We start from the raw sequence: 13,503 nt of genomic DNA on the forward strand, positions 1-13,503 counted from the left end.
CTCGATCAACTGCTTGTAACTCATGGTAATACTCTAATTGTTTGGCGACTTTAGAATACCACCAACAGGCAGTTGATCATCTATCACCCGTTAACCATGAGTGGTGCACTTATTATCTGAATTCGGGCATGATTCATCTAGACTAATTGAAATCATCCATTGGCTAAAAATATAGGATAATTCGTTGTGTCTTATTCAGTATCAAGAAATTACTGGCTGCTTAGTCTGGCACTTTTCTTTTTTTTCTTATCATGGTCTTTTTCGTATGCGCTTTTTCCAATTTGGCTCAATCAAGTCGTTGGTATATCTATCGAAAAAACAGGATTCGTATTTAGTTTAAATGCAATCTCGGCTTTGTTTTTCATGCCGTTTTTCGGCTTTATACAAGACAAGCTTGGCTTACGCCGGAATCTGCTCATTGTCATCGGGGGGATATTAGTTGTAAGTGCTCCTTTCTTTATATTTATTTACGGGCCACTGCTCCAATCGAATTTTTACCTTGGAATTTGCCTTGGTGCACTCTTTTTCAGTACTGCCTATTTAGCAGGGGTAGGAACAATTGAATCTTACATTGAACGCTATGGAAGATTTGCCGGGTTTGAGTTTGGGCAAGTCCGACTTTGGGGGTCCCTCGGATGGTGTACCGCCGCTTTTTTTTCTGGCTCTGTATTCAATATCAATCCCGATCTTAACTTTTGTCTGGCATCTATCTCCGCATTTTTGTTTCTCATAGCTGTATTGTTAGTAAAGCCGTGGAAAATGCCATTGATGCTGGATTCTGGTGACTTGAGTAGTAATTCGCTTGTTGTTGAAGATGCTATGAATCTATTAAAAATGAAAAAGTTCTGGTGGTTGGCATTATATGTAGCATGTGTTTCTTGTATTGCTACAGTCTATGACCAGCAATTCCCAATTTATTTTTCTTCCCTTTTTCCTTCCAGAGAGGTCGGGAATGAAATGTATGGTTATCTGAATTCGGTGCAAGTCTCCCTTGAAGTTGGAGGAATGTTACTTGCTCCTGCTATCGTCGACAGAATAGGGCCTAAAAATGGCTTGCTGCTTACTGGAGCCATTATGGCTATCAGAATTGCAACATCCGGCTTCTACATAGAACCTTTATTTGTTGCATCAATTAAATTGTTACATGCAGCGGAGTTACCGCTTATGTTAATTTCCATTTTTAAATATATTTGCGCCAATTTCGATCGAAGATTATCGGCTACATTATATTTAGTAGCATTCCAATTGACGATGCAGATAGTTACTAGCGGGTTATCAATAGTCGCAGCAACGATGTACAAATCGCTAGGGTTTCCATTAACATACAAATTAACAGGGCTATTATTGGTCTTTTCTATTTTTGTATCTTGGAACGTTCTGGCAGATCGAAAATAAAATATGAATGCTAATTTTTATTATATGACCCGTTAACATAATAAAATTCATCAAATCTTACATATGCCATCGTTGTTATCAGACTATCACGCTTTAACGGCTTTTACTGTCAAACCGAGGCTTCCTTCATACTGACGCAAAGCCTCCACGGCGCTGTCGGGTATGGCAATGCTGAGGTTTACAGCCTGCGAGTAAGTGCAATCTGTGACTTTACCTCTTACCGATCCAGTCCAGTGGCGGACAAATTGTTCCTGATCAAAATCAGTGGTCACGGTAAAGGTATTCAGTTTTACCTGAGTAATAACCGGCAGGGTTTCCATGGTCTGTTGTGCTGCGCCAGAATAGGCGCGGACCAGTCCGCCGGCCCCCAGCTTGATACCGCCAAAATAGCGGGTGACAATCATCATGATGTTACCCACCGGTTTATGCTGCAATACATTGAGTATAGGCTTCCCGGCTGTGCCGGAGGGTTCTCCGTCATCAGACATCGCCACGCTGAGTGGCTGGTCGGGATGGCCTAAAAGATAAGCCCAGCAATGATGCCTGGCATCCGGATAGCGGGCTTTTACTTCATCCAGCATCAGCATGGCGTCTTCGCGGGTTTGGGCGAAGCCGGCACAGGCATAAAACTTACTTTTCTTAATTTCCAGCAGGGTTTCGTAACGCTGCGCAGGAATGGAGTAACTCATCTTAGTTAAAAGGTTTCTCAATACTGTTCGCGGGCTCAGTAAACCATGCCGGGCCTTCATCTGTCATGTAGAAATGGTCTTCAAGGCGGATACCGAACTCCCCGGGGACCACAATCATCGGCTCGTTACTGAAACACATTCCGGTCGCCAGTGGCTGCGGATTATCTTTCACCAGATAGGGCCATTCGTGTATGTCCATGCCAATACCGTGACCGGTGCGGTGGGGCAGGCCGGGCAACTGATAGTCGGGGCCCAGCCCGCAGCCCGCCAGACAGTCTCTGGCTGCGGCATCAACTTGTCCGCAAGGCGTACCGGGTTGTGCTGCGTTAAATGCGGCAATCTGCGCTTCTTTTTCTGCCTGCCACAAGCGGGCCTGTTTTTCTGTAGGCTCTCCAAAGCAGTAAGTACGGGTTATGTCAGACAGATAACCTTTTAATTTACAGCCCGTGTCGATGAGCACCAGATCGCCGGGTTTCAATACCTGTGGATCTTTCACGCCATGAGGAAAAGAGGTGGCTTTACCGAACAGTACGATACAGAAATACGAACCTGCCGGCGCGCCGGTTTTCTTGTGCGCTTCATGAATGAACTGTTCCACTTCGGTGGTGGTGATCCCTTCGTAAAGAATACTGGCGGCGGCTTTATGCACCTCCAGCGTCATATCCATGGCCCGCTGGATAAGGGCCAGTTCCGGTGCCGTTTTATGCATGCGGCATCCTGCAGTCACCGGACTGGCGTTAACCAGTTGGAGCTCCGGCATGGCTTTTTGAAAACCGTCGGTAATAAAAAAGGCCGTTGATTCGTCAATACCCACGTTGTCGCCGGGCTTTACCCCGGCGTGCTTCAGTAATTGCGCGAATAAGGCGTAAGGGCTTTCATGTTCCTGCCAGCCGGCAATGTCACCGGCGATGATCTGACGTACAGACAGGGAGGCTATTTCGAAAAACGGTGCGATAAAAGTGACCGGACCTTCTGCTGGCAGCAATGCGCCCACCAGCCTTTCACTGGCATACCATTCAAGGCCGGTGAAATAAGTCATATTGGTGCCGGCATTCAGGTAAAGCGCCGCAATACCTTGCGCTTTCATTAATGCCTGCGCTTTTTGGATCCTGGCTTCAAACTCTTCTTTGCCAATCGCCACATTATCTTTTGTCATATCCTCAAGCGAGGATAAAGCTTCTTCTTTTGTTTTCCCGCCTATGCCGTTTCCTGTCATGTTACCTCCGGTAAATTCGCTTAATCTGCCGGTTATCTGTCCGGCTTCTTGTGGTTGCTATCATACGGATAAATAAGCAAAGGATCTCCTCGTCCGGCGGTAAATTCAGTCCGCCTGCCGATTTGCTGTTTGTCCGCTCAATTTGCACAACCGGCGGCTAAATCTGGTAATCCGTTGTCCCGCCGTGTTAAAACTCAATACAACCCATTTCAGGTACATAACAATAAAAACAGGGAGAATATTTGTGACCACTTTTACACGCTCTGTACGCATCCTCAGTTTATCCGTCTTTCTGGCCTTTCAGGGAAGTGCTGCGGTGTATGCTGCTTCTGGCACCCTTGCCACAGACACCGCAGACGACAAGTTTGAAACCTTATACTCGCAGGAATGGCTGTGGCGTAAGAATTACTACAGTGTGGATGAAAACAGCGATACACACGCAGCGCCATCTGCTTTGCCGGATGTGAGTCAGGCCACACAGGAAAAGCGCCTGAGCCGCTGGCAATCTGTGCTGAGAGAGCTGAATACCATTGATACCGCCACATTGTCGGAAGAGAATCAGACCAACTATGCGGTATACCGTAATCAGATTGAAAACCTCATTATGGATCAGGAATACCGTAGCTGGGAAAAGCCTCTGCTGGGGGATACCGCATTCTGGAGCGACCTGACATACCTGGCGCGGGAGACATTTCACAGCGAACAGGATTATGTGAATTACATCGCCTGGCTTAACGATATGCCAAGGTACTTTGATCAACAGATTGCCAACATGAAAATGGGTCTTGCGCGGAAGTTTACCTTACCGGCGATTTCTCTGGCTGGCCGTGAACGTTCTGTGGAGTCGGTAGTCGACGCAGCTGGTGAAGATAACGTGTATTTTCAGCCGTTTACTAAATTCCCTGCAAAAATTCCTGCACAGCGACAACAGGCTTTGCGTGCACAGGCACAAAAAGCGATCAGCGAAGCGGTTATTCCTGCGCATAAAAAGCTGCTGTCCTTTTTAGTTGAAGAGTACATTCCCGGGGCACAGCCTTCCATTGCCGCTTACGATTTACCTGATGGCAAAGCTTACTACCGTGCTCAGGCAAAGAAATACACCACACTGGATTTAACCCCGGAAGAAATTCATCAGATTGGTCTGGATGAAGTGGCGAAAATCCGTGACCGCATGCACGATGTCATGGCTGAAGTGAATTTTGACGGTGATTTGGCGGCATTCCTTCATTTCCTGCGCACCGATCCGCAGTTCTATGTCGATACGCCTCAGGCGCTGCTCGACAGAGCGGCCTGGACTGCCAAAGAGTTTGATGCCGTGGCCTCTGACTTCTTCGGTCATCTGCCCCGTGCCCGTTTTGCTATTATTCCGGTGCCTGATGATATTGCACCGTTCTACACCGCCGGTCGCGGTGGCCCGGGCGTTTATCTGGTTAACACCTACGATTTACCGTCACGTCCGCTTTATTCGCTGCCAGCCCTGACTCTGCATGAGTCAGCACCGGGACACGCCTTCCAGATGCCGTTGTCACTGGAAAATGACGGGATCCCGGACTTCCGCCGCGAAAGCTACATTTCTGCTTACGGAGAAGGATGGGCGCTGTATACCGAGAAACTGGGCGAAGAGATGGGAATTTATCACACCCCCTATGAAATTTTCGGCATGCTGAGCTATCAGATGTGGCGTGCAGCACGGCTGGTGGTAGATACCGGTATCCATGCAAAAGGCTGGAGCCGTGAACAGGCGCAGCAGTTCATGAAAGACAACACGGCGCTGTCGGTCCATGAAATTACCACTGAAGTTGACCGTTATATTGCATGGCCGAGTCAGGCATTGTCTTATTACCTCGGACAAATGGCAATGGAATCAAACCGTGCCCGTGCTGAATCTGCATTAGGTGAAAAATTCGATATCCGCCATTTCCACGATACGGTTTTGCAACTGGGTTCAGTACCTTTGTCTGTGCTTGAACAACGTATCGACCGGTTTATTGAAGAAGGCGGTGTGTCTCCTTATCAGAAATAGCGACAAATCTCCTCCTGCGCGGCTGTTCAGGCCGCGCAATACTGAACTTTTTACCCTGATTTCCCGTTTTTTGATATAGCGTCTATGCTATATAACGGATGTGTAAGAAAGTGGTTGCACATGAGTGGATGTCACTTTTTCACAGGGTTTTCAACGGTGAGTCATACAGTAACGAAAGAACCAGTTTTTCACCCATCAGGAAATGTCAGTGAGCTGTTAGTCGAACTCAATGACGGGTTCACCGCATATTACGATCAGGATAAGAAGTTGTGCCGGGCAACACCGAATGTTTCACGGTTCGCCTACACCTCTTTACTTCCTTCCGCACTTCATCAACTGGATACCGATAAAGCAAGTCAGACTCCCCAACTGGTAGAAGTTGAAAAGCTTATCGGGTATCACTGTGTACTTTCATCCACCGGTGACCCGACTTGTCCGTGGGCGCTTTCAGTATTCTCTGACAGCAAAAGCATCACTAAGATTGCACACGATTTACCCGTGGGAGTAATCAATGTAGATCGCCACTGGAACGCTGTCTTTGTGAATGCACGCTGCGCAGACATGATGAAAACCTCTATGGATGAGCTTTACGGCAGGGGCTGGACTGATTATATGCCGCCGAAAGTGACCCGTGAGTTCCAGGGGCACATTATGGATAAAGAGCTGAAACGTTCTTTGTATAAAACCCGTATGGAATTTGTCAGTCCTCTTGGCAGTATTTTCGTTTTTTCAGTTCAACTGGCCGCCTATTTTGACCACCGTGATAATTTTATCAGTGCCACTATTACAGTGAACGATATCACTAAAGAGTTTCGCGCCGAAACCAAACTCCAGTATATGGCAGATCACGATCCAATGACTGAACTGTTAAATCGCAGCGCGTTTATCCGTAAAGTGGAAGAACTCGAGGAAGCTAAATTCAGCCGCTCTCTGTTTGTATTTGTTGACCTGGACAAGTTTAAAGACATTAACGATACCCTGGGCCACAAATTCGGCGACAGAGTGCTTGAAGTTGTTGCGAGACGAATACAGGCTGTAGTGCGTGAGCAGGACTTATCCGCCCGTTTTGGTGGCGACGAGTTCGTGATTTGCATGCCGGGCGTCACGACAGAGAAAGTAGTGGGTAACATTGCGAAAAAGATTTCCAACGCGCTGAACAGGGTAACGACAATAGAAGGGAAAGATTTGTCCATTCAGTGCAGTATCGGGATTGCCTGGACGCCGACTATACAGTTTGAAGAATTTACGTCCCGCACAGATAAAGTTCAGGCTGTAGTTGATGCTGCTGATCAGGGCATGTACGAAGTAAAGAAAGGGGCTTTTGTCACTGAACATTTCAAAATTTACGATGTGAATTTAAGGGAACAGCGTAAGTGGTTGAAGAATCAAAAGAACGAACTGAAACAGGTGTTGGATAAGGGGGAGTTAGTTAGTCATTTTCAGCCTATTTACAATCTAAGCGGTGAAATTGTTTCCGTGGAGTCACTGGCCCGTTTCACTAAGCCATTCGAATTTTTTAAGGGCATTGAAGAAGTCATCACCTTTGCAAAGCGAAATAACATGGATGAGGCATTGTTCAACCAGGCGTTAACAAGGGCACTGGATGGGTTTTCCAGACTTCGTGCACAACATAACAGTTTGTATCTGAATCTTAATGTGGATATTTCTCAACTGGAAGAAGAAAACTTTTCTAAAACCATCACAAATTTATGTTTGCAAAGACATATCCCGTTTACCGCTGTCTGCGTTGAAGTTACTGAAAATATGCTGGAGCGGAACAGTGCCAGAGTAGAACAGCAAATTGAACAACTGGTCCGGCGTGGTTTTCTCATTTCCATGGATGATTTTGGTACTGGCTACAGTTCATTCAAACGCCTGATGAATTACAATTTTAATGAACTGAAAATCGACCGGTATTTCATCGAAAATATGCTCGATACCGAGAAGTTCAGGAAAACGCTGAAAGCAATGATTGGTATCGGGAACAGTCTGGGCTTGCAAATCCTCGCTGAGGGTATTGAAACGGATGAACAGTATCAGATGTGCCGAAAAATGGGCGTCCATCTTTTTCAGGGATTTCATTTCTCTCGCCCTGTAGATTCGGATACACTGGAGAAAATGCTGCTAAAATAGCGACTCGCATCATAAAAACACAATTGGGAATTGGAACGGGAACATGGAAAACTCGGAAAACCAGAAGGCATCACACTATATTGTGGGAATTGGCGCTTCTGCCGGTGGTCTGGAAGCATTGCAGGAGTTGTTCAGTCTGCTGCCAACTGATTTAGGTGCCTCATATGTAATCGTTCAGCATCTGTCACCAGATTTTAAATCCATGATGGATGAATTGCTGAGTAAGAATACATCAATGGCAGTCCATCAGGCAGTTGAAGGAGAAGAGTTACTGGCCAATACTGTTTACCTTATCCCGGCCGGCAAATTGATGCGCATTGCAGAAGGAAAAATATACCTTTCTGATTTACCTCCGGATAATCGCATTAACCTGCCAATTAATGAGTTATTCCGTACGCTTGCGGAAGATGCGCAGAATCATGCAATCGGAGTTATTCTCTCCGGTACTGGTTCTGATGGCAGCAGGGGAGTGCTGTCTCTGAAAGAGATGGGCGCCATGGTGATTGCCCAGGACCCTGAAGAAGCCAAATTTGACGGTATGCCATTAAATGCAATCAATACCGGCTCAGTAGACTTCGTATTACCTATCCGCGACATTCCTGACCAGATTAAGCGTTTTATCCAGCATCCTCTGGCCCGTGAAACACGGAGTAAATTCCGTGAGCACCTATCAAAAAATTCAAAAATTCTCGATGATATTCTGGCTCTGATAAATGATCGTACCGAGCTTGATTTCCGTGCTTACAAAGAGTCTACAGTATCGCGCCGCATCGAACACCGGATGAGTATAAACAGCAAGCACACCTTGCATGAGTATTGGGAATACCTGAACTCAACGCCCGGCGAGGTGGAGCTGGTTAAGCAGGACTTATTAATCGGTGTCACGCAATTTTTCCGTGATGGCGAGGTGTGGGAAAAGCTGTTTGAAGATGTAGTGAAACCACTGGTGCTGGAAACACCTAAAGACGAAACTATTCGCATCTGGTGCCCTGGCTGCTCAACCGGCGAAGAGGCATATTCGTATGCCATTTTGTTTGCTGAAGCGATGGATGAATTGCAGGTTGAGCGTCATGTAACGGTATTTGCCAGCGACATTGATCAGTCTGCTATAGCTTTTGCGGCTAACGGTACTTACCCCAGCAGTATTTCTTCAGAAGTGCCGGCAGAATATTTGACGAAACACTTCACTCACCTTAACGACAGCAATTATCAGATTAGCAAGCGTATCCGTAATATGGTGGTATTTGCGACTCATAACCTGATTCAGGATCCGCCGTTCTCTAATATGAATCTGGTAAGTTGCCGGAATACTCTTATCTATCTGCAAAATGCGGCCCAGCAGAAAGTAATGGCGTTCTTCCATTTTGCATTAAAAGTCAGAGGATATCTGGTTTTGGGTACGGCTGAATCGCCGGGGAGTTTCAGTATCTACTTTGATTTTACGGATCAGCGTAACCGTATCTATCAGAAAACTAAAGACATCAAGGTGCCATCCTCTCAAATCAGCAGTACCTCATCTTTCCAGAACCGTCACTATCGTCCCAAATCGGTGACCAACTATTTGAGTATGCCGAACAAGCGTATTGATAAGGAAAGGAAAGCCGCGACCATTGGCCGTCAGGCGGTGATGGATGAGTATATTCCGCCTACATTGATCACCGACAGTAAATTGCGGGTGGTGTACAGCTATGGCGATACTTCACTGTTTACTGCCAAATTACGACCGGGCCTGGTGACCTATGATTTGTCAGATATTTTGATTGATGAACTGTCCGGGCAAGCGATTTCGGCTGCCCATCAGGTGTTAAGAGAAAACTCCTCGGTGTTGATGCAGGATATTAAAGTGGATGCAGAGGAAAGCTGGTCCCTGCGGTGTTTTGCTTTTCACGAAAACGGGCCTGACAATGCCTATCTCGCTCTCAGTTTCTTCAAGGGCGGTATCAAGCCTGCGCCGGTGTCTGATGTGACCTATGAGCGGGGTGAGCAGACTGAAAAACGTATAGAAGAGCTGGATAACGCGCTGATTGATTGCCAGAAGCTTTACCGCGAAGCACTGGAAGATCTGGATTCAACCAGTGAAGAATTGCAGTCGAGTAACGAAGAGTTGATGGCTGCTAACGAAGAACTTCAGTCTACCAATGAAGAACTTCAGTCGGTGAACGAAGAGCTTTATACCGTAAACAGCGAGTATCAACAGAAAATTGCAGAGCTCACTGACATCAATAATGATTTAGAAAATTTGATGATTGCAACGCATCTGGCGGTACTGTTTTTGAACAGCGATTTGAAAATACGCCGGTTTACGCAGGCTATGAAGCAGTATGTCAATATCATCGATTTTGACATCAACCGGGATTTCAGAGATTTATCATTCAAAAAGCCCCTGACAGAACTGGATGAGCTGGTATCTCAGGTAAATCGTGGTCAAAAATCGTCAGTAACTAAAATCTTCTCTGAGGAAGACAGCACCCGGGAACTGGAAGTGACGGTCAGCCAGTACAAAATTGGTAGTACCGCGAAAGGCGTTATCATTTCTATTATTGAGTGCCGTCGTTAAAAATGCGTGACGATGCTAAAGAACCGGCTTCTTTTTCACCGGGGCAACACTACCTGGAAACTGAGCTCTACGATTTGCTTCAGAATGACAAACTCATGTTCGAGTTTTTTCAGGAAGAAGTTGTCGACGGTCTTTGGTACTGGGATTTAACATCGCCGGACAATGAATGGATGAGCCCAAAGTTCTGGCGTCTGTTTGGCTATGATCCTGAATTCAAAGAGCACAAAGTGCATGAATGGCAGGACATAATCTTCCGGGAAGATCTGGCAGTGGCTCAGCGCAATCTGGCACTTCATTTGAAGAATCCGGATATCCCCTATGATCAGATGGTGCGCTATCGCCATAAGAATGGCTCTGTGATTTGGGTGAGATGCAGAGGAATTGCTATTTATTCAAGCGACGGAGAACCGGTAAGACTGCTGGGATGTCACCTGGATATGACCAGGGTTATGGAAAAGCAGCAGGAATTGCTGGGCCTGCAAATCAAGTATGATCACATGGTCAGACGATTGGATGAACTGCACGTTGAGTTAAATCAGAACAAAGCGTTGAATGATTCTCTGCAACGCATGGTCGCCAATGATCAGTTATCCGATGAGTTCGGGTTCGCAGGAAAACAGTTTTTTATAGAGCAGACACGGCTATTGGCACAGAATGCTGCACGTTTGAATCTGAGTATCGCCACTATTCGCGTTGCGCCGAAGAATCTTCATGGTGACATTACTCAGATAACGGAATTTAAAACCTTTCTGAAAAAGTTTTTACTACCGGAAATTGCTGGTGGCGTACTGTATCCTTTTTCTGATGAACTGTACGGTTCGATAATGATGGGCGTGGAAACTGATACGCTGATTCAGATGGAATCAGCTCTTCAGGAGCGGGCTAAAGCTTTCGAGTGGTTATCCGGAGAGCAGAGTCTTGAAATGTCATTCCGGACAATGCCGGTGACAGACGAACTCAAAGATAAGTTTCTTGATTTATCGTGTTTGCTCGAACTTTTCTATAAATAAAAAGGGTGTGCAGAGAAGCACACCCTGTGTTCTTAAGCTTTATATTTAAATATCAATACTTAATGGACCTACAGATATTAATGGATCTGATTCCGGAGAACCAGAAGGTTCACTGCTTGGACTGCTGAGGAAACCTTCCAGCACAGACAAGCTTCCGCTCTCGTTTACCGACGTTGCGTTTCCGGCAGCATCAGTAATAGATGCGGTCAAAGACAGTGGGCCAACGCCCAGGTCCAGGAATGGACCATACGTCCAGGTGCCGTCCTCGGCGACTGTCGCAGTTACTGATACCGTTTGTTCAATTCCCAGAATATTTGCCGTCAAATCTATATTGACGGCCAGTCCTTCCAGTTCAGGGTCGGCAGTACCGGAGATAAACGGTTCAGTGATTGTAGGTACGTGGGTCACATCCAGTGACGGCGGGGTCACGTCGACTTCGCCACTCAGAGCTACCTGACTGAGGTTTCCGGCCACATCCAGTACTGACACATTTACATTCAGAATACCTTCCGCCACATCAACGGGGATATCCAGCGTGTAAGTGCCGTCACCGGCTACCGTCGTTGTCAGCGACTGGGTTGCGCCCAGTGCATCTTCAGTTTCAATGGTCACCGTCGTACCGATTTCATCAGATGTACCTGAGATGGTTGGTGTTAAATCGTTTGTGAAACCAATTGCATCAACGGTCAGGATTGGCAGGGTTAAGTCAATCAACCCTGACGTGCTGACAGTTGCCAGATTTCCGGCATCGTCAAGCACCGACACGTTCACATCTAATAAGCCTTCTGAAATGGCGGTTGGCACAGTCGCCGACCAGGTGCCGTCACCGAGAACTGTGGCGTTGAAGCTCTGGGTATCACCGTTACCATCCGTCACAGCAATACTGACAAGAGCGCCGATTTCATCAGAGGTACCGGAAATTAACGGCGTACTGCTGGTCAGGTCCGTAATCGGATTGATATTCAGCACTGGCAGCGTCAGGTCGATGAGACCGGAGGTATTCACCGTGGCCACATTGCCCGCTGCATCCAGTACCGACACGTTCACATCCAGCAAGCCTTCAGAAATCGCCACAGGTACGTTGGCAGCCCAGGTACCGTCGCCGAGAACCGTCGCATTGAAGCTCTGGATATCACCGTTACCGTCCGTGATATCGATGGTTACGATACCGCCGATTTCGTCAGACGTACCGCTGATAAGCGGCGTGTCGCTGGCCAGATCGGTGATCGGGTTGATGTTCAGCACTGGCAGTGTCAGGTCAATCAGGCCGGAAGTATTCACCGTGGCCAGATTGCCGGCATCATCCAGTACCGACACGTTCACATCCAGCAAGCCTTCTGAAATTGCCATGGGTACGTTGGCGGACCAGGTACCGTCGCCGAGAACTGTCGCGTTGAAGCTTTGCGTATCACCGTTACCGTCGGTAATGTCGATGGTTACGATACCGCCGATTTCGTCAGACGTACCGCTGATGAGCGGTGTATCGCTGGCCAGATCGGTGATCGGGTTGATGTTCAGCACTGGCAGTGTCAGGTCAATCAGGCCGGAGGTATTCACCGTGGCCACATTGCCCGCGGCATCCAGTACCGACACGTTCACATCCAGTAAGCCTTCTGAAATCGCCATGGGTACGTTGGCCGACCAGGTACCATCGCCCAGTACTGTTGCGTTGAAGCTCTGGGTATCGCCGTTACCGTCGGTAATGTCGATGGTTACCAGTCCGCCGATTTCATCAGAGGTACCGGAAATCAACGGCGTGTCGCTGGTCAGATCCGCAATCGGGTTGATATTCAGGACTGGCAGCGTCAGGTCAATCAGGCCGGAAGTATTCACCGTGGCCACATTGCCCGCGGCATCCAGCATCGACACGTTCACATCTAATAAGCCTTCTGAAATGGCGGTTGGCACAGTCGCCGACCAGGTACCATCGCCCAGTACTGTTGCGTTGAAGCTCTGGGTATCACCGTTACCATCCGTCACAGCAATACTGACAAGAGCGCCGATTTCATCAGAGGTACCGGAAATTAACGGCGTACTGCTGGTCAGGTCCGTAATCGGATTGATATTCAGCACTGGCAGCGTCAGGTCGATGAGACCGGAGGTATTCACCGTGGCCACATTGCCCGCTGCATCCAGTACCGACACGTTCACATCCAGCAAGCCTTCAGAAATCGCCACAGGTACGTTGGCAGCCCAGGTACCGTCGCCGAGAACCGTCGCATTGAAGCTTTGGGTATCACCGTTACCGTCTGTAATATCGATGGTTACCAGGGCACCGATTTCGTCAGACGTACCGCTGATGAGTGGCGTGTCGCTGGCAAGGTCACTAATGGCATTCACGTTCAGAATTGGTAGCGTCAGGTCGATGAGACCGGAGGTATTCACCGTGGCCACATTGCCCGCTGCATCCAGTACCGACACGTTCACATCCAGCAAGCCTTCTGAAATCGCCACGGGTACGTTGGCAGACCAGGTACCGT

The 13,503-nt window shown here is 47.6% G+C and carries 8 protein-coding genes; 5 read left to right on the forward strand and 3 right to left on the reverse strand.

The window, feature by feature from the left end; translation table 11 throughout:
• The first annotated feature begins 186 nt into the window (after positions 1-186).
• Entirely contained in the window at positions 187-1,395 is a 1,209-nt protein-coding gene (locus J3369_RS05230) for an oligosaccharide MFS transporter (protein ID WP_349584593.1), read from the forward strand.
• Between the two features lie 86 nt (positions 1,396-1,481).
• On the opposite strand, the gene J3369_RS05235 is transcribed toward J3369_RS05230, so the two are convergent.
• Together J3369_RS05235 and J3369_RS05240 are read right to left on the reverse strand one after the other, a co-directional pair.
• Complete coding sequence (locus J3369_RS05235; RefSeq protein ID WP_349584596.1) at positions 1,482-2,084, reverse strand: YigZ family protein; 603 nt, start codon at positions 2,082-2,084, stop codon at positions 1,482-1,484.
• Between the two features lies 1 nt (position 2,085).
• On the reverse strand, positions 2,086-3,300 hold the full coding sequence (locus J3369_RS05240; protein WP_349584599.1) for a M24 family metallopeptidase: 1,215 nt from the start codon (positions 3,298-3,300) through the stop codon (positions 2,086-2,088).
• Positions 3,301-3,544: 244 nt separating this feature from the next.
• Between J3369_RS05240 and J3369_RS05245 the strand changes: the two genes are divergently transcribed.
• From J3369_RS05245 to J3369_RS05260, 4 genes are all read left to right on the forward strand, one after another.
• Complete coding sequence (locus tag J3369_RS05245; RefSeq protein WP_349584602.1) at positions 3,545-5,323, forward strand: DUF885 domain-containing protein; 1,779 nt, start codon at positions 3,545-3,547, stop codon at positions 5,321-5,323.
• A gap of 156 nt (positions 5,324-5,479) precedes the next feature.
• Entirely contained in the window at positions 5,480-7,456 is a 1,977-nt protein-coding gene (locus J3369_RS05250; protein ID WP_349584605.1) for a sensor domain-containing protein, read from the forward strand.
• Between the two features lie 43 nt (positions 7,457-7,499).
• Positions 7,500-10,013 (forward strand): chemotaxis protein CheB, encoded by a 2,514-nt coding sequence (locus J3369_RS05255; protein ID WP_349584607.1) that lies wholly within the window; start codon positions 7,500-7,502, stop codon positions 10,011-10,013.
• A gap of 2 nt (positions 10,014-10,015) precedes the next feature.
• Positions 10,016-11,023, forward strand: a complete 1,008-nt coding sequence (locus J3369_RS05260) for a PAS domain-containing protein (protein WP_349584610.1) — start codon at positions 10,016-10,018, stop codon at positions 11,021-11,023.
• A 45-nt stretch (positions 11,024-11,068) separates the two neighbouring features.
• On the opposite strand, the gene J3369_RS05265 is transcribed toward J3369_RS05260, so the two are convergent.
• Positions 11,069-13,503, reverse strand: a 2,435-nt coding sequence (locus J3369_RS05265) for a beta strand repeat-containing protein (protein WP_349584612.1), incomplete at its 5' end; no start/stop codon positions are given.

The organism is Alteromonas sp. NFXS44 (genome assembly GCF_040148705.1).
Classification (GTDB): domain Bacteria; phylum Pseudomonadota; class Gammaproteobacteria; order Enterobacterales; family Alteromonadaceae; genus Alteromonas.